This window comes from Acidithiobacillus ferridurans (genome assembly GCF_003966655.1).
GTDB classification, from domain to species: Bacteria; Pseudomonadota; Gammaproteobacteria; order Acidithiobacillales; family Acidithiobacillaceae; genus Acidithiobacillus; species Acidithiobacillus ferridurans.
Genome location: NZ_AP018795.1, coordinates 487,121 through 513,368 on the forward strand (window position 1 = coordinate 487,121; position 26,248 = coordinate 513,368).

Genomic DNA, 26,248 nt, shown 5'->3' on the forward strand with positions numbered 1-26,248 from the left:
CCCGACACCTCATCGCTGCTCCCGTTTTATCGTCAGTCCTGCTATTTTTACACAAATCATGGGGAAAGAGGGCATTCATGTATAAACGGCGTGTACGTATCCTGTTCTGGCATCCGACCGATCCGGCAAAGGCCCACTATGCCACGACGCTGGCGGAATCCCTGGGCGCCGACTGGCTGGAGGCGAGGTCGGGGGAAACCGACCACGACTGGCCCGATCTACTCATCGCCCTCGACTGCCACGTCGCACCTCCCATTTTCCGCGCCGCGCATACCCAGTGCAAATGCTGGCCCCTGGTGGCCCAGGACATCTGGGAGGACGCCGTGCATAAACGCATCCTCGGTATGATCGGCGGCCTGCATTTGCTCGCCCGTATGGATCGGAGCGGGCCACCACCCCATGTCTTTGACTAAAGGAAGCCGCCATGCAAGTTCGCGAAGAGAAAGAGCAGAGCGTAGAAGTCATTTTGACCGCCCGTGAGGCGGTACAAATCGCCAGCGATATCCTAGCGAACCCAAAAACGGCCGGGCCAGGAGCCGTTGCCTTGGCTGAACTGCTGCAGAAGGAGGGATTCACGGCTGCCCAGACTCAGGCGCCCGACCGTTATGAGTGGAAGACGCCGGATGATATGGAGCAGGACGTCTAGCGCCCAATTGCGTCGCGGCCCGCCTTACAGCATATAGCACCCGCAGGCTGAATCAGGACGCGGGGTTTTGTTGGATGATAAAGCGAATGGTTACTTCGTCGTCAGGAAGCGCTGGACACCGGCAGACGGCGCGCCCCGTCAAAACGTGCGGCCCAATAAGGGTCATTCAAACTCGCTACGCGAACCCCTGTACTCGGGGTCTGGGCGCTGACAAAGTGCTCGTCACCGATATATATCCCGACATGGGAAAAAGGCCGGTGCAGAGTGTCAAAAAACACCAGATCGCCCGGCTTTAGATCATCCCGGGAAACCCTCCGCAACTGGGCGGCCTGGGCATAAGACGTACGCGGTACATGAATATCAAACTTCGCCAGGATGTATTTGACAAAACCGCTGCAGTCGAACCCTGAGACTGGGCTCATCCCGCCCCAGCGATAGGGAGCACCGATGAATTTGAGCGCAGAAACCACCATCCGGCGAGGGGACAGCCAGGAACCTGTGTCAGGATGGCCATCCGAATCCGCATATCTCCCTTCCTGCGCAATAACATCCGCCAGTTGGGCGGCCGCCTGCGGCCCGACAGCGACATTTCCACTGCTTTCTAGAGCCTGCAAAGGGTGGCGGGTCCAGTGATAAGCCTGACTCGCCAGCATCTCCAACGCCAGCCGCAGATGCGATTGCTGCGGCAGCGGGGCCCCAGGCATCGGATCAACTGGAGCAGCCACCGGCCGTTTCGGAAGAACCACTGGCACGTCATCCGTCGCCATCCCGGTCTTGACCAGGCCCAGCGACTGGTCGACAAAAACGGGGCTGGTTACGTTATCGCTATCCACTACCGGGAAGGACTGCATGGGGAAGCCGTAGGTCGGAACGGTCTGCGGAGCCGCACCAACCCCAGCAAATTCAACGGGGGCAAGATGCAGCAACCGTAACGCCGTCGGCGTCAGCGAGGTGTAGTCACCTTTTGCGGCACGTGTCGCCTTGTGGTGGGAGCGCAGGTAAGCATGGTGAACGACCCTATGCAAGGGTGTGTGGGTATGGTGGTGACTGACCCTATGCAAAGGCTTGTGAGCCACCCCGTGCGGGGCCGCCTGACACACACTGATCCCGCCTAAAAACGTCATTACCGCCATGGCAACCCGCCAGCGATGTTTTTTTTGCATTCGTTCGTCTCCCGAATTACCTGGGAATCGCCGCTGCGTAATCTGCCCGTTGGCCGATTATGCAGAGACATTGCCATTTCTCAAAACAAGACAGAGAAACTTCGAGGCTCTCCCTACCTACAATAAAAAAGCCGAACAAGTTCGGCTCGATATACATACTGCACTCCAGATGCGGACACATGGCGACAACCCAGAGCGCCGGCCGGACTACCGGTTACGCGGTCACTCTCTCCCAAACCAAGTCTAATATTAGTCATTAGTAAAATCAATGGTCCATAGCTGTTCTTTGGGACTATAGGTCGTATTCATCCCCAAGGCAAGACCCCATCGCTAGTCATGAAGCGCTATGGCGCACCTCCGGGGCAAGCCCGGACAAGTGCCATCGATACCATGACGGCAACAGGATTCTGAGGCCACGCCTGCTCTGGTCAGGGATGATTGACATGCAGCCTTCTCTATATTTACCATAATAGGAATGAGTCTTATTACATAAATAAAGGAGCGTACCCCATGCCCTGCCTTTTTCGTCTGGCCACTGCCGTGCTCATCCTCTGCGCTGGCACTTTCGGGCCATTTTCTGGTGTCTGGGCGGCGGAGGATCCAGCGGCCTGGAGAAACGGCCCTGTCCCCGATGCAACAGGCCTTTCTCCCAAATATCTGCCCGCTTACCGTCATCTGACAGACGGCATCTCCTGGGCTGGGCATGCCGACAGTGAGCTATTTTCCAACCTCACCGGCGGCATTCGCCGGGGCAGCGAGGGCAACCTTGCCGGCCAGATTGGTGGCGAGTACGACACCGAGAAGGCCGGTCTCTGGAAGGGCGGAAAATTTAGCCTTTCCCTCATGGGCATTTATAGCAGCGGGGTCCAGCAAAATTATAGCGGCGACATCCAGACGGCCAGTAATATCTGGGCACCCGACGCGGTCCGTTTTTATGATGCCGCCTTTCGCCAACGCTGGACGGACTGGATCAACACCCGTGTCGGTTACATGGATGTGAATTATTACTTCGACGTCACTGCCAATGCCTTGCAGCTCATCAACAGCTCCTTTGGCATAACGCCGACCATGACCGTCAACGTCCCGGGTACCGCCACCTATCCTTATTCAGGCCTAGGTTTCCTGGTGGGTATCCATAACGAGCATCTGAGCAGCAAGGTTGCAGTATTTCAGGGCGATCCACAGCACCAGACCTCCGCCTTCGATCGCGGCTACATGGCGTTGTGGGAAGGCGGCCTGCACTGGGGCAAAAAAGAGGACGAGGATCTGGAGAACAATGCCGACGATTACGGCGAGTATGTGCTCAAGATGGGTGCCTGGCATTATCAACAATCCAACCCAGACCGCTACGGGCTTTCCCCGACCACCTCCGGCATCTATGCCGTGGCCGAGGGCAATTGGGATCTATCCGGAGAACGGGAACTGGGCGCCTTTATCCAGATGGGCGGTGCGCCGCAGAACCTCAATCCCGTACCTTGGTATCTGGGCCTCGGCTTGCGCCTGGGTCATCCCTTCCCCAGTCGGCCCGATGACAGCCTGTCCGTGGGCATGGCTATGGCATGGTTACGCTCCGGACCCGTGGCGGAGGCCCTGGGTGTGGAGCCAGCAGATATTCGCGGCGCGGAAACGTCCTATGAATTGACCTACGTGGCGAAACTCACGGAGCATGTCAGTCTGCAGCCGGACCTTCAGTATATTCAGCATCCCAATGGCTATTATCCGGATAGCACCGTTGGCATTCTGCGCGTACATGTTGAATTTTTCTGAAGTCCGACGGATCTGCCATGGACGCTTTCATCATGAATTCATCTATCACTTCCCCATCCGAGTCACTTTTCATCGGTGATCTCCGCCTTGGCGACCATGCCCGGGTGCTGGAAATCACCGGAGGCAAAGTCATGCAGCAGCGCCTGGGCATGCTGGGTATCCGCCGCGACACTCCTGTCCGCGTGGTGCACGGACCCGGCAAACGCGGCGCGGTCTTACAGGTAGGCGGCGCACGCATCGCCCTGGGCTGGGGAGTCATCCAGCGTATCCGCGTAGCCGTCATCCCCACTGAAAGCACCCATACCGGAGAAAAAACATGAGCGACTGTCATGACACACCACAGCGCAGCCCGGTGTCGGCCAGGTTGCCGGTCATCGCCCTGACCGGCAATCCGAACTGCGGTAAAACTACCCTGTTCAACCTACTGACCGGCGCCCACCAGCATGTAGGCAACTGGCCCGGCGTCACTGTGGAACGGCGCAGCGGCACTATGACCATGGGCCGCCGCAAAATCTCCGTGGTAGACCTTCCCGGTGTCTACAGTCTGATGGGGGGTGGCGGAGAAGATCAGCGGGTGGCGCGCGACTTCCTGCTCGATGGCCAGGTCGATCTGATCGTCAACATCGTCGACGCCTCCAATCTGGAGCGGCACATGGCCCTGACCGCCGAGCTTCTGGAAACAGGGCGGCCGATGGTTCTGGTTCTGAACATGGTCGATGAGGCGGAAGCCCACGGTCTGCAGGTACGCAGCCATGAACTCTCAGCAGCCTTGGGTGTTCCGGTCATCCCCATGGTAGCCCGGAAAGCCAGGAACCGCACCAGGCTGATGGAGACCCTGACCCAGGCACTGGATCACCCCGCCCTGGGTAATGTGCTCGATTATGGCCAGCTTATCGATGCGGCACTCACCGCCCTCGGCATCCTGCTGCACGGTGACCCACCGGCACACCGGCGCTTTACCGCCCTGCGCCTGCTGGAAGGGAACACCGACCCGACCGACCCAAAAACGCAGCATGCTCTGCAACAGATCAGCAGCGAACTCGCAGTAACAAGCGATGAAACCCCTGCCGACCTGATCATGGACCGCCGCTTCGCCTGGGCGCAGGAAATGGCCGCCATTGCGGTGCACCGCCAGGGTCCGGCCGGGCTCCGTCAAAAAATCACCGACCGACTGGATCGGGTGGTATTGAACGACTGGCTGGGCGTGCCGGTTTTTCTGGCGGTACTGTATCTGGTTTTCGTCGTCAGCTTCAGTGGCGGCAATATCTTCCTGGACTTTTTCGATCAGGCCTCGGCAGCACTGCTGATCCATGGCGTCGGTCATCTACTGCTGAGCGCCGGGCTGCCCACCTGGCTGATCTCCATCATCGCCGGTGGTATCGGCGGCGGGCTGAATCTGGTGATTTCCTTCATCCCACCCATCGGCCTCACTTTTCTCTTTCTCGCCTTTCTGGATGACTCGGGCTACATGGCCCGCGCCGCCTACGCCATGGACCGCCTGATGCGCCGTATGAGCTTACCCGGCAATGCCCTGGTGCCCATGGTCATCGGCTTCGGCTGCAATGTACCCGCCATCATGGGCTCGCGCATCATCGAAGACCCGCGAGGGCGTATTCTGACCGTGCTGATGCAGCCCTTCATGTCCTGCTCCGCACGCCTGACCATTTACATGGCCTTTGCCGTCGTGTTTTTCCGCAGCAACGGCGGACAGGTGGTCTTTGCCCTCTATGTGCTGGGGATCATCGTTGCCCTACTGACGGCGTGGCTACTTGGCAAAACCGCCCTGCGCGGCGAGGTACTGCCCTTCGTCATGGAACTGCCACCCTATCGCCTGCCCAGTTTCCGCAGCGTGTTTCTCCAGGCCTGGCAGCGCCTGAAGGTGTTTATCTTCCGGGTGGGTCGGGTGATTGCGGTCATCGGCGTCGTGCTCTTTATTCTCCCCGGCATCGGCTGGACGGATCGCGGTCTGCGCAGCACCGACATCGACCATTCCCTGCTCGCCCAGGGCAGCCGCGCGCTGGTCCCGATTTTTGAACCCATGGGCGTTCATCAAGACAACTGGCCCGCCATTTCCGGCCTGATTGCCGGGGCGGCCGCCAAGGAGATCGTGATCGGCACCCTCAACGGCATTTATCAGCGGCAGAATGCAGCCGACCTGATGGCGGACTACCGCGATCCCGATATTGCCGGGCAACTCCTGGGCGCGATCAAAACCATCCCCGCCAACACGGTTACTTTTTTTACCACGCTGGATGATCCGCTCGGCCTCTCGGCCATGGACTCCACGGGTACCGCCGAACAGGCCTCCGGTGCCGAAAGTGCGACCCTGCAAGCCATTGCGGCCGGATTCATCCCCCTTTCCGCCTTTGCTTATCTGGTCTTTGTGCTGCTCTATGTGCCCTGCGCCAGCACCATGGGGGCACTGCGCCGGGAAGTCGGATGGGGATGGATGAGCTTCTCCCTGCTTTATGGCACCGGCCTGGCCTGGAACGCCAGCACGATGATTTACCAGACGGGCACCTTCGCCGAACATCCGGGATCCTCTACGGCATGGATCGCCGGAGTGCTGGCAGCTTTTGCCTTGCTGGTCATCGGGCTGCGGCTTTATGGACAACGCAGCGACGCCCTATCCAAGCCATCTCAGAACCGAAGGGCGTCGGCATGAAACCGTTATTCGCAGTTCGGGAGGTGCTACAGAAACAAGGCATGGCCAGCGCCAGTCAGATAGCTGCGGAATTAAAGCTCTCGGTCGGACTGGTCGAGGACATGCTGATGTACTGGCGGCGGCGCGGCGTGGTAGAGCAAGTATCCGTGGGCACCTGGGGAAGTTGTGGCCGGAGTTGCCATTCCGGCGGCTGCGGCACTTGCAGCAATGCCTCCGCGTCTCCTGTTCATGTCTACCGCTGGTGCGGCGGTGGGGAGAAGGCAGTGACGACAGCCCAGCCCGCCGTTCCACCGACTTGGCATCAACCATGAACTGGCGGGTGGTCACTTCACCTATTGTCTCCATGATGGGGTTCTCTATACTTATCCAACAGGCCGGAAATGATGTTTGATTGGCCATGACGGACGAGGTGACAGGTGCGGGTAACAGTGGCAGCCATTCAGATGGCCGTTGGCGAAGACGAGGCCGAGAATATTGCAAAGGCGCTACAGCAGGTCAGTGTAGCGGCCGATGCCGGAGCGAGGATCATCCTCCTCCAGGAACTCTTCAGCACGCCGTACTTCTGCAAGGATCAGAATCCCGATTTCCTGACCCTGGCGCAGCCCCGCGACAGCCACCCGGCCTTGCTCGCCATGCAAAAGCTGGCGCGGCAACGCGAAATCGTGATCCCGGTCAGTTTTTTTGAGCGCGCCAATAACGCCTTCTTCAACAGTCTGGTGGTTTTTGACGCCGACGGCAGCGATCTCGGGCTCTATCGCAAGGCCCATATCCCGGACGGCCCCGGCTATCAGGAAAAGTTTTATTTCAGCCCCGGCGACACCGGGTTCCGCGTGTTTGACAGCCGCTACGGACGCCTCGGCGTCGCCATCTGCTGGGACCAATGGTTCCCGGAAGCGGCGCGGGTGATGGCCCTGCGGGGTGCCGAAATACTGCTCTACCCCACTGCCATCGGTTCCGAGCCTCAGGCGCCGGAAATCCACAGTCGCGGACACTGGACCCGGGTCATGCAGGGCCATGCCGCCGCCAACCTGATCCCCGTCGTGGCTGCCAACCGGGTGGGACGGGAAATCGGCCGGGAAAGCGAGATCACCTTCTATGGCGGTTCCTTCATCAGCGACGCGACCGGCGCACTCATCGCCCATGCCGGTCAGGAAGAAACCATCCTCTACGCCGATCTGGACCTGCAAGCCCTCGCTGCCCAGCGGCTGGAGTGGGGACTCTTCCGGGATCGCCGCCCGGAACTCTATGCGCCCATCCTGACTTTGGACGGAAATCCGCACCGTGGATGATTCCCATCCCTCCGCACCACCCGTTATCGCCCTGAGTGCCTATGAGCGCAACGGGGAGGCCTTTTCCCTCGCCCCTCAATATGCCGCCGCCGTTTGTCAGGCGGGTGGGTTGCCCGTCCTCTTTCCGCCTCAGTGCCCCGAAGCCCGGGTCATTCTGTCGCGCTGTGATGCGCTCGTGCTTACCGGCGGCGGCGACATCTCTCCCGATTTTTATGGCGCGCCGTGCGGCAACAGCGTCCACGCCGTACACCCGGATCGCGATGCCGCCGAGATCGCTCTGGCGCGGGAAGCCATCGCCCAGGGTATCCCGGTACTCGGCATCTGCCGCGGACTGCAGATCATCAACGTGGCGCTGGGCGGCGACCTGCTCCAGGACCTGCCCACCAGCATCGGCACTCGCATCTGCCATCGCAATGCCGAACATGACCCCGTCCTGCATGAGGTCATCGTCCTGCCGGACACGTTGCTGAGAGGCATCGTCGGGCAGGATACCCTGGAGATATCCTCCTGGCACCACCAGGCCATCGCAAATATGGCCCCCGCGCTACGCATCAACGCCATCGCCGAAGATGGCGTCATTGAAGCCGTGGACATGCCCGACAATCCGGACGTCTTCGCCGTCCAGTGGCACCCGGAGCATACCGCCGCCGGTGACCCGCACCAACAGGCCCTGTTTGCCTGGCTGGTACAGCGCGCCGCTCGGCGCCTGGCGCGCGGGGTGGGGGAATACGGCGCCACGAAAAACTAGCGGGAGGGGGTCCCAGCAGGCTGCAAACGCTGCTGCAGCCATGCCAGCACGGCGGGAATCAGCGAAACCACGATGATGGCGACAATCACCAAACTCAGGTGGCTTTTGACCCAAGGAAAGCGTCCGAGAAAATATCCCGCACCCAGCAAGCCTCCCACCCACAGGATCGCTCCTGTCAGATTGAAGCCCAGGAAGCGGCGATAGGGCATGGCCGCAATACCGGCCACAAAGGGCGCGAAGGTTCGGATAACCGGCAAAAAGCGGGCAATGATCACGGTCTTGCCGCCGTGTCGCGCATAGAAGCGCCGGGTCGTATCCAGGTGCCGGACATTGAGCAGGCGCCCGCCAAAGAGGTGGACACCCCAACGGCGGCCCACCGCGTAATTCACCGCATCACCCAGCACCGCGGCCGTCACCAGCAGACCCAGCAGCCCGGGTGCGCTCATGACGCCCACCCCGGCAAGTGTGCCACAGATAAAAAGCATGGAGTCACCCGGCAAAACCGGCATGATCACCAGCCCCGTTTCCGCAAAGAGGATCAGGAACAACAGGGCATAGACCCACGCCCCGTATTCCTGAAGAAGGATGGTCAGATATTGGTCGAAATGCAGCAGGATCCGCAGGAGGTGATGAATATCCGGCATTGGCGCGATCACCCTCTGTGACGCGGACTCACGCGTCTTCCGGTGCGCCGCAGTAGCGCTGATAGTGACGTTCGAACATCTTCTCCAGTTCCATAATCACAGACTCCGCCGCTTCCCCGCCCACCACATGCCTGGACATCAGATTGGAGGTGTCGTTGAGCATTGCCTTGGCATCCAGCATGGCATAGCTCTCGCGCAGGCGTTTGATGGCGCCGACGACGGTCTCTCCGTCTCTGGCGGGCAGCATCTTCGGTTCCTGGGGTGCCACCGCCGGCTCCGGCTGTTGTCGGCTTTTCAAGAAATCAGCGAAGGCCAGTACCTGCTCCTGCTCCGCACTCCCGAGTTTGCGCAGGACGCGGAGAAAATGACGCTCCCGGCTATTCATACATCCGCTCCGGTATCCACCTTGAGAGAAAACACCCGCGGCTTGCGCTTCTCGGTCATGAGGGACAACTCGCGGACCATGGCGATGATGACCCGGTCCGTGGTTTTCTGCATCTCCGGCCACAACGTCCGCGCCTGTTCCAGAAGTTCCCCGATATTCTCGGGGGTTTCGCGGCCTTCTTCCATGAGGATATCTTCAATCAACCCCGGCTTCATCTCCGGCCGGAACAGCAGTCCCACAACACCGTCCTCCGCGCGGAAGGCAATCCAGCGGCCGTCATCATCCACCACCAGCGGCTTGATGTCTTCCGGCAAGGTCGCCGTCCCCGGAGACCAGACCATGACTCGGGCGCCGTCCACCGCCTGCGCCAACGGGTCGTCCCGGCCTGCCTCCGTAGCATGTGCCGTGGTGAAATAGGCGTTATGGTAAGGCTCCGGGTGCAGTTCCGCCCCTTCGTACTGTGCCAGCAACAACGCGCCCAGACCGAAGCCCACCACCGGTCGCTTCGCCTTGCGAAAAATGGCGATGGTATTGAGCTCCTGGGTCAGCCACGTGTAGCGGTCCGACTCCAGGGGGGACATTGGTCCACCCAACAGGAACAATGCATCAAAGGTCAGGGCATTGCCCGGCAGTTCGCCACTGAGAAAAACCCGGAAGTAACTGAAACCGATGTCGCGTTTCTCCAGTTGACTCTCCACGATGCCCAGGAATTCCGAGTAACTGTGCTGCACGACAGCGAAATGCTTCATGTCAAACCTCCCGACGCACCGGCACCGACAGCATGTCCCTGCTACAGCGATCCTTGGCGAACTCCAGAAATTCATCCATCACCAGACTGCGGAATTTCTGCTTCTGATAGACGAAGGAATAAGGACGGGCCAGCGGCGGATCCAGCGGGCGGGCCAGCAAAGTTCCCAACGCCAACTCCTTGAGGACAGTCGCCTCAGAAACGACCGCCACCCCCAGCCCGCCTTCCACGGCGCCCTTGACGGCTTCGGGGCTGCCCAGCTCCATGGTAATATTGAGATCGTTGGCATCCACGCCGACCTGATTCAGGTACTCCATGGTCACCTCACGGGTGCCCGATCCTTCTTCACGGGACACGAAGGGATAATCCAGCAATTCCTGCGGCGTCACACTTTCGTGAGTGCCCAGGACATGGTCGGGGTGGGCAATCACAATCATGGAGTCCATGCAACACTTGAGGGTGGCGAGGCTCTTGTTGGTTACCAGACCTTCCACCAGCCCCAGATCGATACTGTTATCCTCGATCATGTGGACGATTTTATCCGTATTACCCACATACATACGTACCTGCACATCGGGATACTTCATTTTGAAGTCACCCAGCACCCGGGGCAGCATGTATTCGGCAATGGTCGTGCTGGCACCGATGAACAGATGCCCGCGCAGATCGCCCGTCATTTCCCCCACCCGGTTGGACATTTCGCCATAAAGCGAGATGATGCGCTCAGCGTAATCATAAACCACCATACCGGCCTCGGTGAGGCTGATGCGATTATGGGTGCGATCAAACAAGCGCGTGTTGAACTGTTCTTCCAGCTGCTTGACCTGGAAGGTCACCGCCGGCTGGGTCATATGCAGCGTATCCGCGGCCTTGGTAAAGCTGAGCAGCCTTGCCACCGTATGAAAAACCTGTAAACGCCTGTCTGCCATGGAAATCCTCAAGTCGCCCGCGACTTTTCGCCAGTTTAGGGGTAATATCTGAGCGCTTCAATACAGTATTACGGAGGATACCCCATGCCCAAGGCTTGGGAAAAGCTCGATCTGCAAGGCGCTGGGGTACAGAGTCTACAAATTCGTCTGCAAAAACTCCAGAAAAAATCTCTATGGGGTTATCTGTACTGGTGTTGTTTCCCGGTCGGCGCCCATCGCTTCTACCTGGAACAGCCGTGGGCATGGGCCTTTCCGCTGGTCAGCGTGGCGATTGTCGTACTGGCTTTTTTGGGTCTGACCTGGGAGGCAGTCGGTTTCGCCGTCGCACTCTGCGTCGCTGCGCTTTGGGATCTCCGCCGTATTGGTCTGTGGATCAGCGCTTACAACAAGGATCTGCGCAAGGCGAGCTGGTTTGCCAAACAAACGCCGGCCGCTCCCGCCGATTACCAAGGGCGCGCGGACGCCGGGGAACACCTTATGCAGTGGCAGCGCGAGCTACAGGACTATACCCAAACTAAGGAGAGCGAGCGCGCCGGCCATCCTGCCGCCAATGCGCCCGGCAGGAAAGGCTTTGCACCGGGCCAGCGCCGACTTTCTTTCGCGGAACAGGAGCGACTGCTTGCGGAGATGGCGAAATCCGCCAAAAGCACAGCGGCGAAAAATCCACCCGATTCCGCCGAAAAGTAAGCGGAAGCCGTTCCCCCGGCCTATTGCTCCTTTTCAAACATGGCCAGATAACGTTCTTTGGAAAGCGGAAGCTGTCTGGCTACCGCCAGGACATCAGGGAGATGCAGCGGGGTGCTGAGCCCCACCAGAGTGACGCCTATGCCGGGCGTGGAGCGCACAAACTGAATGGCGCGCTGCGCGGCATCGGCCAATTCCGGCATGGCTTCCTGCAGGGACGGCACCTCTTCCCGCGCCAGCAGACCCTTGCCAAGGGGATGGCTGGCCATGATGGTCAGCTTGAGCTGAAAAGCCGCCTGGATGGTGGAGCCGATGTTGCCCTGCCCCGTGACCTGACTGAAACGGGTGTAGGCCTCCGGCATCAGCGCGTTGAAAGGCAACTGCACTACTCGTAGATGATGGCGATTCCCCTGCCCCGCCGCCTTCTCCGCCAGGCCGATAAGGCTGGTCAGGGACTGGAACAGGGTATTATCCGTCTCCACCCGGCAGGCATTGAAGGTGGAAATGCCGTAGTAGCGAATCTTGTTGGCCTGCACCGCCGCTTCGAGCATGGTGAACACATCCACCAGTTTGCGATACATCTGTTCTTTGTCAATCAAAGGGATATGCACCTCCGGCTGATCCACCAGAAACACATCCAGGGTTCCCAGACCAGTTTGCGCGCGCAACATATCCAGTTGCCAGGCAATATATTCGGGGCTCAGGCAGTGAACCCCCTGAACCAGGTCCTCCTCTTTGCCCAGCCCCTTGGCCGCCACCTCCTCACGGAAGAATGTCAGCGGATCTTCTGGCCGTCCGCCAGGGAAGGTCAGAAAGCCCCCCTTGCCAACCACGAAAAACTCCTCACGCTGAATACCTGCCGCCATCGCCTTCGCGATACCTACACCTACCGCTCGCCCGGCCCGGCCGAGGCGGTAGTTGGCACCCGTGTCGACGACGTTGATGCCCGCCTGCAAGGCCCGCGCCACAATGGCCGCCACCGCGACATCCGTCACATCGTCCACGCCACCGGGGAAGGTACCGACACCCAGGGAGGATAGCTTGATGCGGGTGTTCAAAAAGTCACTGAAGTGTTCGTCAGCGAGGGTCCCGGCGAAGCGCGCCACATAGGCCTTGGTACCCGCACTGTTGGCGGCCCCCGGAATCAGTCCATTTTCCGCAGCATTCACGCAGCGTTACTCCTGTTGGCAAAGAGGGGATGGTGGTGCAGCAAAAAGTCCAGGCGTTCACGCAGCTCGGCACGCACCGGGCCGGGCCGGGCCGCATCTTCCAGACTCAGGAACTGTTGACGATAGTCTGGCGCATCCTCATCGTCCAGTTCCCATTCGACCGCCTGGAGCAACGCTTGCCCGGATGCGGGCAATTCCGCGGCTAACGAGCGACCGCTGAGAATCGCCCAGAGACCGGTCCAACAGCGCGCCAAAGCAACGGGATGATAACCACCCCCGCCCAGGATCAGCAGACGCGGACTTTCCGCCACGATCTGGCGCACGACTTGCCAGAATAAGCCGTTGGACACCCGAAACCTACTCAAAGGATCCGGTGCGAGGATATCGGTGCCCGCCTGCAGAACGACGACGTCCGGGCTAAAGCGCTGCAAGACGCGAGGCCATAACTCGGCAAAAGCCAGTGTATATTCGCTGTCATTCACTTCTTTGGGCAAAGGCAGATTAACCGCCAGCCCCGGCCAGTCGGTAAGCTTGCCGCCCAGAAAGGGATAGGCGTAGTCCGTATCCATGTGCAGCGACGCCGTCAGCGTGTCCGGATCCTCCACAAAGGCCGCCTCCACCCCATCACCATGGTGGGCGTCCATATCCCAATACAGCACCCGCAGACCGGCGCGGCGCAGGCGCTGAATGGCAAGCACCGGGTCGTTGAGGTAGCAGAAGCCGCGCGCCTGACCCGGTGCGGCATGGTGCATCCCGCCCGCGGGGCTGAAGGCGGTTACGCCTTCCAGCACGGCTTCCGCCGCGAGCACGCTGGAACCGGTAGCCAGGGAGGGCGTATCGAAAAAACCGGGGAAATAAGGATTCTCCAGCGTACCCAACTGATAACGCTGACGATCGCTGTCCTGCACACCGCCGCGAAACTGCGCCCGCTCAAAGGCCTGTATGTACTCTTTCGTATGAAAGCCGAAGAGTTCCCGATGGCTCGCCGGGCGGCCCTGCCGGTATTCTTCCGGCGCCATGGCCCCGTAACTGTTGATGAGGTCCAAAGTCAGAGAGACCCGCGGAATCGCCAGGGGATGGTTACTCCCATAACTCGCCCGCCGGTAACGCGCCGCTCCGACGAAAACCGCTGGGCGGGTCGCGGCGATCTGCGGGCGCAGCATTCCCTGCTCGTTCACGCTGCCGGCAACCGTCTGCGCCTCGCCCGTCACACGCTGTGGCCGCGCAGGCGCAGATAAATCTCGGGCAGACGTACCGGCAGACTGTCGAGATGGGGCAGCACGAGATAGTGCCCCGGCCCGAAGACCAGCGGCAGATATTCGCCACCACGCGGGTCCAGACTGATACAAAAGGCGTGAATACCCAAGTCTTGCGCCTCCTTCACCGCCATGCGCGTATCCTCCTGCAAATAGCGGGGGTCACCACCGTCATCATAATCGGCGGGACGCCCATCCGACAGAATCAGGAGCAGACGCCGCCGTGCAGGACTCCGCAGCATCAGCCGCGAGCTGTGGCGGATAGCCGCCCCCATGCGTGTCGCCAGCCGCCCGGACAGTCCGCCGAGCAGGGCCCGTGCCCGCATATCAAACCTGTCCGCAAAGCGCTTGATGGGATAGAGCAAGACTTCGTCATGATATTTGCTGGCGAAACCATAGAGTGCAAAGGGATCGCCTACCTCCACCAGCGCCTCACCAAAGAGGAGCATGGCTGCGCGCAGACGGTCCACCACCCGCACTCCGGAATCTCCCGCCTCTGCCATGATGGAGGTGGAGAGATCGGCAAGGAGCAGGACTGCGGTATCCCGTTGCTGCGGGCGTCTTTGCTGGTAGATGCTGGCTTTCGGCGAGCGTCCGGCACGCCGCTCCACCATAAATTGGACCGCAGCCTCCAGATCCGGCTCGTCGCCCTCGTACTGACGGCGGCGCGGTGCCATCCGGGTCGGTTTCTGTGCCTGCAAGGCCTGCTTCAGACGGCGCAGGGTACCATCATATGCGGTGGTGATTTCCATTGCCTTGGCTTCGTCATACTCGCGCAGACTACGCTCATGGACCCGCGCCCAGTCTTCCTTATAGCTTTGATGACGGTAATCCCATTCGCGATAGGCCCAACCGCCCCTGGGCCCTTTGACTCCCCGGCCATGGCCCGTCACCTTCGCGGGCATGGGAATACCCACCCCGACCCGCCCGCCGGTACCCTGAATATCCTCTGGGGGAATATCCATATCCGGGTCATTCCCTTCGGCCTGCTGCGGAGACTCCCGGGGTTTTTCTTCGTGACCTGCGGCACCCAGCCCACCGCCGCCGTCCATTTCCGGCGCATCACTGTCGTGTTTCCGGCGCGGATACACCGGCCGTGCGGCGTTGGGCGAATGGCCGGGCAGATAGGCGCTGGCGCGCTCCGCCAAGGTCAGCGGCGGCAGATCCGTGTTCGCATACCACGTCAATGCCGCACGAAAGGCATCCACTATGCTGGCCTGAGGCGTGGTCAGAGCAGCGAGTCCGGCAGACAAACGACCAGCGCGCGCGTCTTCCAGCAGTCGCAGCGCCTCCTCAAAGTAATATCTGGCGGGTCCTTCCGGCAGATGGTGGCCACGCGCCGCCCGTACCACCCGCGCCAGATAACCGGGCATTTCCCGCTCCAGCGCCGCATCCACCCGCAAATCTTCGCAGAGGTCGAAAATGAGCTGGAAGCGGATCATATCCTCCCCAAAGCGCGCGAAGAGCGGCCGCCAGGTTATGCGCTGGTCGGGATCCAGGGGTGGATGCGCCATACCGATTTCCGCAAAGAGGGCGCGGATGGCATCCTGCTCGTAACTGTCGAAGGCCAGATGCGCGCCAGTGTGGTAGAAGGCCAGCAAGGCCTCTTCCCGGTCGGGCATCACTGCCGGTACAAAAAGGCTGCGCCCGTCGGTCTCGAGAAAGCTGCGCCCGCCCTCCAGGCTCCAGCTCCCCTCCTCCAGGGGCAGATGCAGCCCGGTCCAGGCCTGGAGCAACCATCCGAAGAGCCGCTTATGGGCCCCCATATGAAAGCCGGGCAGGACTTCCAGCAGAAAGCCGCGCGCCTCATCGCTCTCCAGTCGGAACCATGCCTCACCACGCACCCGCCCCGCCGCCAGCACATCCGCGCCACGCTGCGCCCACTCCGCCACGCCATCCAGACCACAGATGCCGCGCACCTGGATGGCGCCCTCCAGATACGTCCCCAAACCCAGACGGCCCCTGGCCAGGGTGTCGGCGGGTGCCAACAGCGCCCGCAGCCCCTCCGTACCCGCGTTGCCAAAGAGAATGGCTGCAGGCACCCGGAAATAGGACGCCGCGCTGTCCACATGCCGGTCGATCCACGTCGCGCCCAAATCGAACCAGAGCGCCTCGCCATCTGCACCCCAGCTCCGGCGCACTACTCCGGCCTGTTCAAAGAAACCCACCGCCGCCCGAAAAGTGCCACGCTGGCTCAGAAAGTGGCGGGCCTGATCCAGCCAAGGGTCCAGCCCGCCAAAGGCCTGCGTCAGATCAGCCGTCGCATGGAAAAACGCCTTGCCTGCCTCCCGGTCATAAAAAAACAGGTCACGGCCGGTCTCCAGATAGCGCAAGGCGGCCGTCTCACCTAGCGATGTGACGGCGGGCAAGGCCGCCCGCGCATCCCGACCGGCCACGAAACTGATGGCCGCCAGATGATCGAGGATATCCTCCGTCGCCGCCGACATGGCCGTTCCTTAGCCCTGTTCCGGGAAGAAGGTCCGGAAAATCTCCAGCAGCGCCTCGGCCAATTCCGGATCGTCCGTCTGCGGATGGATGATCGCCACGACACAGGCCTCCAGCGCGTCCAGACCCGCCACCATCAATGCCCCCGCATAGATCAGCGCCCGGGTCGAGGTGACTTCCTGCAACCCCTGCTCCTTCAGATTCCGTGCCTTGCCCGCCGCCGCCACCAGTGCCTTCGCCCTGCCCTCATCCACGCCCGCCTCTTTCATCACGATACGGGTTTCCACATCGGCCGGCGGATAATGGAAGTTCATGCCGACGAATCGCTGTTTGGTCGACGGCTTGAGGTCCTTCAACACCGTCTGATAGCCGGGATTATAAGAAATCACCAGCATGAAATCGCGGTGCGCCGTGATCTCGATGCCGAGCTTCTCGATGGGCAGATGACGGCGATGGTCGGTCAGCGGATGGATGACGACCGTCGTATCGGTACGTGCTTCGACGATCTCGTCCAGGTAGCAGATGGCCCCCTCCCGCACCGCCCTGGTCAGCGGACCGTCCTGCCAGACCGTTTCGTTGCCTTCGATCAGAAAGCGGCCGATCAGGTCCGAACTGGTCAGATCCTCATGGCAGGCCACGGTCACCAGCGGCCGCTTCAGGCGCCACGCCATGTGCTCCAGAAAGCGGGTCTTGCCACAACCCGTCGGCCCCTTGAGCATGACCGGCAGGCGCCGGTCCCACGCCGCCAGGAACACCCTAACCTCATTTGCCACCGGCTGATAAAAAGGCTCATCGAGGAGCAGGCGCAAGCCGTTACTCTCTGCCATTTTTGCCTCACTCATATATCGTCCCCGTTGTTTTGCTCGACATGACTGCGCAGATAAAGGCAGATATGGCGCAGGGTATGGATCACCATGCGCTCCGGTTGTGCGGGCAGCGCGTCGGCACGCCCTGCCTTCAGGCAATTCTGGTAAAAAACCAATTCACGACAATTATCGCGGATGGTATTCCAGTGAGGGGCGCCCTTCACCAGCGCCTTCCACAATTCCAGCAAATCCGCATCATGGGCATAAGGCTTGTGCTCCGCAGCCAGCATGATGCGCAACATGGCGGATGCCTCCGCCACCCCCGCCGCCACCAGTTCCGGCAAGGACATCCCCGCAGCCTGCTGCCTCGCCAGGGCGTCAATGCGCCCCTGCGCCCCGTCTAATGCGCTTATCAACCCGTTTGGCTCTGTCATCATCACTCCTGCAGGATTTTTCGGTCGCGCCCCGCTACCACTCCGGGCGGTTTTCGTCTAGGATAAAAGAGTTTTAACTGCATGCATGTACAATTCATTTTATAGCGTGATTAAGAAGGGGCTATCATGAGCACGAATCTGATCAAAATGGTCAAACTCAACAACCTGCAATACAATGCCAACCGCGATCCGCAGGTTTATCGCCGTGTCGCCGGTCATCCTTTCCGGATTCAGGCCATGCTCGAAGGCAAGGGGACGGCAAAGGTCAGCGTCATCTGCGAAGGCAAGACCATGAAGGAAACCAGCATCGAACTGCCCGGTATTTTCTCCTACGAAATCACCTTCAAGGACGCCGGCATCCGTATCGCCACCCTGAGCGTCAGCGTTGACGGTCAGAGTGAAAGCCGCGACCTGATGCTCGGCACCGAAGCCCACGCCAAAGTAGGCTGACACTACACAGCAGACCATCCCCATCGGCGCTTCGGCCGATGGGCCGTCTACCTACCCATCACCAGCCAAACTGGGCAAAAAATTCCGGCAGACGCTGCAAACCCGTATCCCGGTCAAAAAAGCGGTCCGCCCGTGCCGAACGCGCCGCATCCCGCCGCTCCTGACTTCCACCCAGACAGAATATCGCAATATTCAACTGGTATTCCCGCCGCAAGGTATCGATCAATTCAATGGGGTCCTCGATCCTGGAATCATCCAGACTGAGCAGCATGAAACGATGCAGCAGCACTTCCTGCCAATCGCCGAGGCCATCCAGATCCGTAGCTTCCGTCATTCCCCAGCCTTCGGGCGTCGCCGCCACCACGGCCGCGCGTAATTCGGGATCACCCGCCATAAGAATAAAGCGCTTGCGCATCCGGTCACTGATACTCGGCACCAGGCCACCTCCCTTGCATGAATTCAGGATATCCGTAGCAGGCACGACGGACTCAATCCGTCCAGACCGCCGTCTCTGATAGTCTTTCGCCCCAGAGTGCGGCCCCGGCGCCGGCCATTTCCCGCAAGCGTTCGTCAAACCCCGCCGAACCGGGCTGCAGGCCAGTCAGCATACCCCCCTGCCCCGCCGACCAGGCAGAACCAGCGACGCGCCGAAAGGCGCCATTTTCCGTCCACACTCGCAGCCAGTGGCCATCAGGCCAGTGTCGTTCCGTCAGGAAAGCACCCGCCTTGAGCTTGATCCCGGCACGCACCCGACGACCGACCGCCTGCTCCCAGTCCACATCCTCCAGCTCCACCTGCGTCATGGCACATCTTTCAGCCTCTGTAGGGCTTGATACGACGACGTCCCAGCCTGCCGCACGGAGCAGCGCCGGGCAGGCATCCAGCACCACTTCCGGGCCCACCACGCGGCCCAGCAACCGCGACCAGCTACCCAAGCCCTCCTCCAGCGCCACCTTCAGCCATGTGCGAAAACCCGCCGAAGGGGCGGCCACGCAATCCGCAAAAGATGTCCACTGGGCGTCCAGGATAAAGCTGCCGCCCAGCACCAGATCATGCCCGATGGAAGCCGCCCCGGTGCCCCCGATCTTGCGTCCCCGGCACCAGAAGTCCTGCCCGCTCCGCGCCTCCACCTCCAGGCCAAAATGAGCGTGTACGGCAAGCACCCAGGGGGCAACCCGCGCAAACAACTCCGGCGCGCGGCGCACCCCCGCCGCGGCGGGGAAAATGAAGAAGTAGTTCAACTGGCCGGGGTCTACCCACACCACGCCACCCCCCAGGGGCCGCCGCAACACCGGGATGTCCAGCCGCTCGCAAGCCTGCCGGTCCAGTTCCGCGCCCGGCCCCTGGGCGGCGCCCAGACTCAGATGGGCGTCGGACTGTGCCAGCAGCAGAATGGGCATATCTTGCTCCCCCTGCGCCTCCGCCAGTCCGGCATAGGCACGATGCAGCGCCTCCGGACTGAGCTTTCCCAGATGGAGCAGACGAATGGACGCCACTTACTTATCCGTTCTGTGAAATTTCGCCCGGCGCTTCCTGATCTTTCGGCCGATAAAAGGATGAGAAATAGAAGTCGCGCTCATTGAGGGCCTGGTGCCAGCGCGCCCGCTCTTCCACGCCCGCCTGCATGATCCCAGCCATGGCCATGGACTGCTCGCTGTCGAGAATCAGGATGCCGTCCTGCAGGTCTTCATCCAGATCAATAAAATGTGCCGCCAATCCCTGGGGCTCCTGGATATGTACCAGGAAAGACTTGCAGGAGGCGTCTTCCGGGTCCAGCGGTGTCATCACCAGCCGCCCCAGATAAGCCATCCGCGCCAGTTGATTGAAACGGGGAATCTCCAGCTTCTTCCCCATCTTGTACTTCTTCAGCTCGTTTTTCAGGCTGCTCACATCGGTAATCGGTATCGGCTTCATGGCAATCCATAGCAATATAGTCAACTATATATTGACCCAAAAACCCCTCCCCATGCAAGGCGCCCACAAAAAAGGGAGACGGTTGCCCGTCTCCCTCATAACCCGAGGAGGGATGTATTCAGATATATCAGAAGTCGTAACCGACCTGAAGGCCGTAGGAGTTCTCGTACATAGTGGCACTGGCAGGCATAGGACCACCGAAGGGGGAAGAACCAGCCGGCCCCGTATTGGTGTTGGAGAACTCGTGCATGTAGGCCTCCGTCAGCTTCCAGCCCATGCCCAGCTTTTGCGTGGCGCCGAAGGTGATGGCATTCTGCACGATGGCCGGGAAGATCAGATTGGAGGCGATGGTGTTGTTGCTGATGGGATTGGAGCCCCAGGTATAACCGGCGCGCACCTGCAACCAGTTGTTCACGTCATACTGGGTGCCGAAGTTGGCCACCCACTGATTGCTCCAGTGCATGGGGAGCTGCACATAAGACGGGCCATTCCAGGGACCATAGATGGTAAAATCATTCATGGTCGCCCGCCAGTTGATCCATTGCCCTTCCACACTGATCAACCATTGAGGGATAGGCCGAATGGCCAAGCCCAAAGCAACCTGCTGTGGGTAATTTAAATGCCCACTATATTGACCAGCAGTGCCGGTAGCCCCTCCAGGGCCATTTTGTGTACCCGCCTGCCAGGTGAGAGGAGTGAACATGATGGGGGACTTGTAGGTCGCACCCAGGGTCACCATGTCATTTACTTTATATAATACGCCCAAGGTCGCGCCTACGCCGTAAGCCCAAGAAGGACTGGCCAGATTAAGCCCGCCTGTCACAGGAACAGCTGACGGATAAGGGGATGGAAGGCCAGTAGGGAAATATTCCGTAAAAGTCTGCTGAAAGGACGCCTGCTCCGCAGCAATATTCAGCGATGCGCCGACGGCGAGATGACTATTCACCTTCCACGCGACGGACGGCGCCATCTGCATGAAGGTAATGCTGCTAGAGGCCTGCGCATAACCTGCGGAACCTAAATTCTGCAGATAATTGACACCCAGACCAGAGGTGCCATAAACGCCGCCACCGAATACCCAGTTCTTGGCAAAGGCCGGGGCCACCCAGCCGATGGCCGGAACACCGTAGACATTGCTATGGCTGCCGATCTCGCCAAAACCCAGATTCGTCTTGCGGACCGGGTTGAAAATCTCCGCCGAGAACGCGGCCTGCGGCGTCATCAATGCCAACCCGGCCGGGTTGCTCATGGCTGCCGACAAGGGATCATCAGGAGCCGCCACCACGGCACCCGCCATGCCCACGGCGTACTGACCGATACCGATCAACTGATAACCATCCGTTGCCAACGCACTGGCCGACAGGCCCATCGCCAACGTCGCGCCAACTGCAATTCCTAAAATCCGTGATTTTTTCATGTAATTTCTCCGCCCCTGTTTGTATCGCTGATGACACGTTGATTGTGTCGGAACGGGAACAGTGTTGCAAGATATTGTATCCGTAAATTTTTTAATCGGTTTATCAAGCCGTAAAATATTGGTTTATTAGCAACAATAAATATTATGGGAATTTACTGTTGCGCGACTGTTGAAAAAAAAGGGGCCGAAGCCCCTTTTCCGCGCCTCGCCCGTCTTATCCGGGAAACTGCAAGTCCTGCAACCGCATCTGGCGACGCACGATTTCCACATCTTCCCTGTTCAGCGCAAAGGGGAAGGAGCGGATGTCCGAAGGAGAGGAATCCCCATAAGGCCGATTACAGGCGCTGACTTCTTCATCATCCTTTCCTGGGCAGCCGGAGGTCTGGAAGGGCTTGCCCGAGTCGATGATGTCTTCCAGCTCCGCCTGGGGATAACCGAAACCCAGTACGCGACCATACTGATCAAACTCCATATCCTCATAACGGCCACCCGCATAGTCAATCAGGAAGCGGCCCAACTGCACCCGGCGCCAATGGTCCTGGGGCACGGCGTCCCAATCTTCCATCATGGAGCCTTTCTCCGGGAAGAAGGCAAACATGTGGTTATGGCCACCCAGGTCTTTCATCTTCTGACAGACGGCGAGGATTTCCTGCTCGGTCTCGCCCATGCCGCAGATCAGATGCGCACCGAATTTTTCGGGGCCGTAAATTTCCGCCGCCCATTCGATGGTCTGCCAGTACTTGTCCCAGGAATGGGGGCTCTGCACCGTCTTGCCACGGGTACGCTCAAAGATTTCCGGCGTCACGGCATCCAGGGCGACAGTAAAGATATCCGCGCCCATCGCCTTGAGGTCGATGAGATCCTGCTTGTCCATAGTGGTCGGGTTGGAGAGAATGGAGGCGGGGATATGGGGCGCCACCTCCATCCAGCGCTTCAGCATGACTTGGGTATCATGGTCAGAATCCGGGTGGGTGATCATACTGATGCACATACGCTGAAACTGGCCCTTGTCGCCGTTCTTGGCGATACGTTCGAGCATTTCATCCACGCGCACCGTCGGCCAGTCCACCCGGATGAAGTTGCGGTCGGCGTAATCGCGGCTCTCTTCACGATGCCGGGCCAGACCGCAGTAGGTGCAGTTGGCACGACAGCCTTCCGGGTAGGTCATCAGCAGATTCAGACAATTCGTACAGGAGGTGCGATGCATCACCCCGGGGATCAGGCCCAGCGTAATCGCCGCTGCGGTGCTGAGCTGCACATATTCGGGCGACCGCATCGTCGGCGTTTTGACGAAATAATCCGGGCGATAAAAGTTCAAGGGCTGAGAATTTTCTTGCGCTACCGCACTCATAGGAGTTCCTCCTGTCATTCCGCCTCAGGCGGCGTAGTATTCATCAAAGGCGATCCAACCGGATCGCATCACCCTGTCTTCCTGGGCCGCAGGCTGTCGCCACACGGCTTCCAAAGATTTTCTCCGCTGCACGGCCCGCGCCAGGGCCGGACCAAACTGATCCTGCATATCCTCTGCGTAACTCTCTAACGCGTCCCCGCCGCCCGCCAGATAATCCGCAGCGGCCAATCCCGCGCCCTCCCCGCTGATCACCGCAGCGGGGATGCCCGCCCCGGTAATGGGATGGGTCAGCCCCGCCGCATCCCCGGCAAGCACCACGTTGCCATGCACCATCCGTCGAATGCCACCCACGGGAATCGCGCCACCAGTACGCCCGAGGACGGCTTCGCCGATGATGCCACGCGCTACCATCTGCCGATGCAACTGCTCCAGCGGCAATTTAAGATTATCCTCAAAACGCCGATCCGCACCCAATCCGAGATTCGCCACCGGCCCGCGGGGAAACAACCAGCCATAGCCTCCCGGAAAAGTATCCGAAAGAAAAATATCCGTATCCGCATAGGGACGCAACAACGGCACCGTATATTGACGGGTATAAACGACCTCTTGATGCGGCAAGCCCACGGCCTCCGCCACCAGGCTGTGTGGTCCGTCGGCGCCGATCAGCAGGCGGGGGCGCACGGTGAATGCTTCTCCGGTGCCGCGCCGCAGACGGGCCACTGCGCCATCCCAGGCGAGGAATTGGCAACGCATTTCCACCTGCGCGCCCGCCGCCTGCGCCAACTCCGCCAACCCCTGATCAAAACGTGCCCGGTCAATCATCATGCCGGGGAAGACACTGTGGTGCTGTAGCCCGGATGGCAGTACCGTCAACATCCCTTCTATGTCCTGCACCCGCGAACCCGTTTCATGTACGGTACGCAAGAGCGGCATGGGGACAAACTCGGCACATTGCACCGGAACACCGACCTCCGCACGGCGATCCACGCAGATCACCGCAAGGCCTTTGCCCGCAGCGGCACGCGCTGCCGCCGCGCCGGCCGGACCAGCACCAATCACCAGTACATCTATGGCTAAGGGATTCACGCGTCTTTTGCCGCCATCCGCACCACCGTCGCGAAATGCTCCGGCTGTAAGCCGAAACCATCGACGGACTGTTTCTCGAATAATCCCGCGATAATGCCGTCCACGTCATTCAGATGGACATTACGCAACGCCGCCTCCAGATCGACGATAGCGCGCCGCGGCTGCACAAAATAATCACCGCTGAAGTGAACCTGCCGCACTCGATTGCCATAGCTGTCCCAGAGCATTTCCGCTTGCAGCGTGCCACCGGGGGCGCGTAACGTCGCTTTACGCAACGGCAGTTCGTCGCGCGAACGGCGGTTGATGCCGAGCCACTCCGCGTCACGCACCTCCGCCAACGCCTCCGGCAACAGCGCGGCTACGGCATCCGGCAAGTCGCCCTGGACGAAAGACAGCCCCAAATGCGCGCGGAAACCATCCAGCAAGACCTTCTGTACCGCCGTCAACTCCGGCGCTTTACCCAACAAGGCTTTCAAGCTGGTCACCCGTTCCGCCACCGAAGAAATGGCATGGGCATCCAGCTTCTCCAGCGGCACGCGCAGTACGCGCAACATCCGCGGAATGTCCAGATCGACCAGCACCGTCCCCTGAAAGAGCAGTACATTGCCATCCATAATCCCGCCGGTACCCGAAATTTTCCGCCCTTCCACCTCGATGTCGTTGCGCGGGCGAAACCGTGCGCTCACCCCAAGAAGCGATAAGCCAGCCGCCGCCGCCTCACAGATTCTCCGCGACAGCGCGGCCATATCGCCCGGCGGCAACGCCTCCCGCCGACACACCAACTCCCAGCCTATCTGGGTGGGATCAAAAATCAGTGCACCGCCGCCGGTAAGGCGACGCTGCACGGCGATCCCCTGCTCACGACAGAACTCCAGGTTGAGTTCCTGCTCCGGTGATTGGTGATAACCGACCAGCGCGGATTCCTCAAAGCGCAGGAAACGGAAAATGCCGGGAATCTGTCCTTCGGACATTGCCAGGAGCAATGTCTTGTCCAAGGCCATATTTTCGTCGGCCGGGCGCAAGCCAGTATCGACCACGAGCCAGTCCTTGGCGTTATACATTGTCATAACGCATGCAACCGGACGAACGTGAGGCCCAGAAGAAACAATGCAGTCTCAGGCCGTAAACACAATCGGGATATCCCGCAGTTGTGTGCGACGTTTCGGCGCGGCGGGGACATAGTCCAAGGGCATAGTGGTCGTCTCGTCACCCAGTGCCAAGACTTCTTCACCGACAATCATGGAACAGCAGGAAGGTGTCACAAAGACATCCCGTTCCAGGTGCTTGGCGAGGGCCAGCATGCCATCAGAGGGGAAGGCCACCCCGTTCAGTCCCGCCATGACCGCATAGGTATCGGTGATGGAACGATGCACGCCGGAAGGCCGTGCGCAGCCCAGCAATACCGGTGTTTCCGGCAGCGCGGCCCGCGCATCCATAAAGAATTTACCAATTTCATCCGCCGCTGGCGTCACGAAAGGCCGACTCGAAGCGGCATATTGCGGCATGATCACCACCAGCACCAGGGCACTGGGCAGATGCCGCTGGATAATTTCGAGAGAGTTCCATTCGCCAAGCAATTCCCCGTAATGCAGCCCGATGACGATATGCGGCACCACTTTCATCTTGGTGGCCACCAAAGCTTCCAGCGCCGCCTCAAAATCATCCACCGAACGGCGCAAATGGTAAACCTGGTTGATGGTGTCCTGGGCACCGATCACATCCATCATGGCCACATCGACGCCCGCATCCTCCATCCCGCGCGCGAACTCGGGGGTGGCGATACCCGTATGCATAGCGATCTGTAAATTGGGATAGCGATCCTTGATCTTGCGCACCGTCGGAAAATAGGGTTCATAGTGGACCACGTTCTGATGGTCCGAACCTCCTGAAAGCAGCAGCCCACGGCCCCCATCCAGGACGATCCGGTCCACCAGACGATCCAGTTCTTCCGGCGCGCGAACCGGAATCATCGGCTCCAGAATCTTCGCCTTACAGTGGTCACACTGCAACTTGCAATCACCACCGGTGATGGAAATGGCCGGGAAGGCATTCTTCCCGCAGGCGGAAACTTCGGACGTTTCATGGTGCTTAAAAGAAGGCGTATAGAAATTGATACGACCCACCTGACTACCGGACAGGCCGGACCACCGTTCGCGCATAGAGTCCACCAGATCCACATTGAGGACCAGATCCTCCAAAGCCTCTACTTGCGCAACAGCGTTCAACCATGGGTTCATATGAATTTCCATCCT

28 protein-coding genes are annotated in these 26,248 nt (G+C 60.1%); 10 read left to right on the plus strand and 18 right to left on the minus strand.

What is annotated here, in order from left to right; genetic code table 11:
* The first annotated feature begins 77 nt into the window (after window positions 1-77).
* Together AFERRID_RS02410 and AFERRID_RS02415 are read left to right on the plus strand one after the other, a co-directional pair.
* Complete coding sequence (locus AFERRID_RS02410; protein ID WP_113526510.1) at window positions 78-413, plus strand: hypothetical protein; 336 nt, start codon at window positions 78-80, stop codon at window positions 411-413.
* Window positions 414-424: 11 nt separating this feature from the next.
* Entirely contained in the window at window positions 425-646 is a 222-nt protein-coding gene (locus AFERRID_RS02415) for a hypothetical protein (RefSeq protein WP_126604307.1), read from the plus strand.
* A 101-nt stretch (window positions 647-747) separates the two neighbouring features.
* Here AFERRID_RS02415 and AFERRID_RS02420 read toward each other — a convergent pair whose 3' ends face one another.
* Window positions 748-1,809, minus strand: coding sequence for a C40 family peptidase (locus AFERRID_RS02420; protein WP_126604308.1), 1,062 nt, complete (start codon window positions 1,807-1,809; stop codon window positions 748-750).
* Between the two features lie 510 nt (window positions 1,810-2,319).
* Between AFERRID_RS02420 and AFERRID_RS02425 the strand changes: the two genes are divergently transcribed.
* The 6 genes from AFERRID_RS02425 (at window position 2,320) to AFERRID_RS02450 (ending at window position 8,278) form a co-directional block, all read left to right on the plus strand.
* Window positions 2,320-3,576: a carbohydrate porin gene (locus AFERRID_RS02425; protein ID WP_113526507.1), complete on the plus strand. Its 1,257-nt coding sequence runs from the start codon at window positions 2,320-2,322 to the stop codon at window positions 3,574-3,576.
* A 32-nt stretch (window positions 3,577-3,608) separates the two neighbouring features.
* Entirely contained in the window at window positions 3,609-3,896 is a 288-nt protein-coding gene (locus AFERRID_RS02430) for a FeoA family protein (protein ID WP_113526616.1), read from the plus strand.
* Window positions 3,893-6,241, plus strand: coding sequence for a Fe(2+) transporter permease subunit FeoB (gene feoB / locus AFERRID_RS02435; protein ID WP_126604309.1), 2,349 nt, complete (start codon window positions 3,893-3,895; stop codon window positions 6,239-6,241). The genes AFERRID_RS02430 and feoB overlap by 4 nt, the downstream gene beginning before the upstream one ends.
* A complete protein-coding gene (locus tag AFERRID_RS02440) occupies window positions 6,238-6,552 on the plus strand; it encodes a FeoC-like transcriptional regulator (RefSeq protein WP_113526505.1) in 315 nt (104 codons plus the stop codon). Before feoB ends, AFERRID_RS02440 begins: the two co-directional genes overlap by 4 nt.
* A 117-nt stretch (window positions 6,553-6,669) precedes the next feature.
* Window positions 6,670-7,530: an N-carbamoylputrescine amidase gene (aguB, locus tag AFERRID_RS02445; protein WP_225981808.1), complete on the plus strand. Its 861-nt coding sequence runs from the start codon at window positions 6,670-6,672 to the stop codon at window positions 7,528-7,530.
* Window positions 7,523-8,278, plus strand: coding sequence for a gamma-glutamyl-gamma-aminobutyrate hydrolase family protein (locus AFERRID_RS02450; protein WP_126604311.1), 756 nt, complete (start codon window positions 7,523-7,525; stop codon window positions 8,276-8,278). Before aguB ends, AFERRID_RS02450 begins: the two co-directional genes overlap by 8 nt.
* Here AFERRID_RS02450 and AFERRID_RS02455 read toward each other — a convergent pair.
* Genes AFERRID_RS02455 through AFERRID_RS02470 form a run of 4 tightly spaced genes read right to left on the minus strand, consistent with a single transcriptional unit; the run spans window position 8,275 to window position 10,984 of the window.
* On the minus strand, window positions 8,275-8,922 hold the full coding sequence (locus AFERRID_RS02455) for a VTT domain-containing protein (RefSeq protein WP_113526502.1): 648 nt from the start codon (window positions 8,920-8,922) through the stop codon (window positions 8,275-8,277). The genes AFERRID_RS02450 and AFERRID_RS02455 overlap by 4 nt on opposite strands.
* A 28-nt stretch (window positions 8,923-8,950) precedes the next feature.
* Entirely contained in the window at window positions 8,951-9,307 is a 357-nt protein-coding gene (locus AFERRID_RS02460; RefSeq protein ID WP_126604312.1) for a hypothetical protein, read from the minus strand.
* Window positions 9,304-10,056, minus strand: a complete 753-nt coding sequence (locus AFERRID_RS02465) for a type 1 glutamine amidotransferase (RefSeq protein WP_113526500.1) — start codon at window positions 10,054-10,056, stop codon at window positions 9,304-9,306. Before AFERRID_RS02465 ends, AFERRID_RS02460 begins: the two co-directional genes overlap by 4 nt.
* Before the next feature lies 1 nt (window position 10,057).
* Window positions 10,058-10,984: a LysR family transcriptional regulator gene (locus AFERRID_RS02470; RefSeq protein WP_113526499.1), complete on the minus strand. Its 927-nt coding sequence runs from the start codon at window positions 10,982-10,984 to the stop codon at window positions 10,058-10,060.
* An 84-nt stretch (window positions 10,985-11,068) separates the two neighbouring features.
* Between AFERRID_RS02470 and AFERRID_RS02475 the strand changes: the two genes are divergently transcribed.
* Complete coding sequence (locus tag AFERRID_RS02475; RefSeq protein WP_113526498.1) at window positions 11,069-11,671, plus strand: TM2 domain-containing protein; 603 nt, start codon at window positions 11,069-11,071, stop codon at window positions 11,669-11,671.
* A gap of 20 nt (window positions 11,672-11,691) precedes the next feature.
* Here AFERRID_RS02475 and AFERRID_RS02480 read toward each other — a convergent pair whose 3' ends face one another.
* From AFERRID_RS02480 to AFERRID_RS02500, 5 genes are read right to left on the minus strand one after another with little or no spacing between them, the layout of a single operon-like run.
* Window positions 11,692-12,837 carry an aldo/keto reductase gene (locus AFERRID_RS02480; protein ID WP_126604313.1) on the minus strand — a complete coding sequence of 382 codons (1,146 nt, stop codon included), beginning with the start codon at window positions 12,835-12,837 and terminating at the stop codon, window positions 11,692-11,694.
* A complete protein-coding gene (locus AFERRID_RS02485; protein ID WP_113526615.1) occupies window positions 12,834-14,000 on the minus strand; it encodes an acetoin utilization protein AcuC in 1,167 nt (388 codons plus the stop codon). The genes AFERRID_RS02480 and AFERRID_RS02485 overlap by 4 nt, the downstream gene beginning before the upstream one ends.
* Window positions 14,001-14,044: 44 nt before the next feature.
* On the minus strand, window positions 14,045-16,540 hold the full coding sequence (locus AFERRID_RS02490) for a nitric oxide reductase activation protein NorD (RefSeq protein ID WP_113526496.1): 2,496 nt from the start codon (window positions 16,538-16,540) through the stop codon (window positions 14,045-14,047).
* 9 nt (window positions 16,541-16,549) lie between these two features.
* Window positions 16,550-17,380, minus strand: a complete 831-nt coding sequence (locus tag AFERRID_RS02495; protein WP_126604314.1) for a CbbQ/NirQ/NorQ/GpvN family protein — start codon at window positions 17,378-17,380, stop codon at window positions 16,550-16,552.
* Window positions 17,377-17,781, minus strand: a complete 405-nt coding sequence (locus AFERRID_RS02500) for a hypothetical protein (protein WP_225981810.1) — start codon at window positions 17,779-17,781, stop codon at window positions 17,377-17,379. Before AFERRID_RS02500 ends, AFERRID_RS02495 begins: the two co-directional genes overlap by 4 nt.
* A gap of 123 nt (window positions 17,782-17,904) precedes the next feature.
* Here AFERRID_RS02500 and AFERRID_RS02505 point away from each other — a divergent pair, with 123 nt between their 5' ends.
* Complete coding sequence (locus tag AFERRID_RS02505; protein WP_113526493.1) at window positions 17,905-18,228, plus strand: hypothetical protein; 324 nt, start codon at window positions 17,905-17,907, stop codon at window positions 18,226-18,228.
* A gap of 58 nt (window positions 18,229-18,286) precedes the next feature.
* On the opposite strand, the gene AFERRID_RS02510 is transcribed toward AFERRID_RS02505, so the two are convergent.
* The 8 genes from AFERRID_RS02510 to AFERRID_RS02545 form a co-directional block, all read right to left on the minus strand.
* On the minus strand, window positions 18,287-18,664 hold the full coding sequence (locus AFERRID_RS02510) for a hypothetical protein (protein ID WP_113526614.1): 378 nt from the start codon (window positions 18,662-18,664) through the stop codon (window positions 18,287-18,289).
* Between the two features lie 52 nt (window positions 18,665-18,716).
* Window positions 18,717-19,724 (minus strand): lipoate--protein ligase family protein, encoded by a 1,008-nt coding sequence (locus tag AFERRID_RS02515; protein ID WP_172959319.1) that lies wholly within the window; start codon window positions 19,722-19,724, stop codon window positions 18,717-18,719.
* Between the two features lie 4 nt (window positions 19,725-19,728).
* Window positions 19,729-20,142, minus strand: a complete 414-nt coding sequence (locus AFERRID_RS02520) for a hypothetical protein (RefSeq protein ID WP_113526492.1) — start codon at window positions 20,140-20,142, stop codon at window positions 19,729-19,731.
* A 127-nt stretch (window positions 20,143-20,269) separates the two neighbouring features.
* Window positions 20,270-21,559 (minus strand): OmpP1/FadL family transporter, encoded by a 1,290-nt coding sequence (locus AFERRID_RS02525; RefSeq protein WP_113526491.1) that lies wholly within the window; start codon window positions 21,557-21,559, stop codon window positions 20,270-20,272.
* 214 nt (window positions 21,560-21,773) lie between these two features.
* Entirely contained in the window at window positions 21,774-22,910 is a 1,137-nt protein-coding gene (locus AFERRID_RS02530) for a radical SAM protein (RefSeq protein WP_113526490.1), read from the minus strand.
* Window positions 22,911-22,934: 24 nt separating this feature from the next.
* Complete coding sequence (locus AFERRID_RS02535) at window positions 22,935-23,996, minus strand: geranylgeranyl reductase family protein (protein WP_113526489.1); 1,062 nt, start codon at window positions 23,994-23,996, stop codon at window positions 22,935-22,937.
* Window positions 23,993-25,063 carry a lipoate--protein ligase family protein gene (locus AFERRID_RS02540; protein ID WP_113526488.1) on the minus strand — a complete coding sequence of 357 codons (1,071 nt, stop codon included), beginning with the start codon at window positions 25,061-25,063 and terminating at the stop codon, window positions 23,993-23,995. Before AFERRID_RS02540 ends, AFERRID_RS02535 begins: the two co-directional genes overlap by 4 nt.
* A gap of 48 nt (window positions 25,064-25,111) precedes the next feature.
* Window positions 25,112-26,233 carry a radical SAM protein gene (locus AFERRID_RS02545; protein ID WP_113526487.1) on the minus strand — a complete coding sequence of 374 codons (1,122 nt, stop codon included), beginning with the start codon at window positions 26,231-26,233 and terminating at the stop codon, window positions 25,112-25,114.
* Window positions 26,234-26,248: the final 15 nt, after the last annotated feature.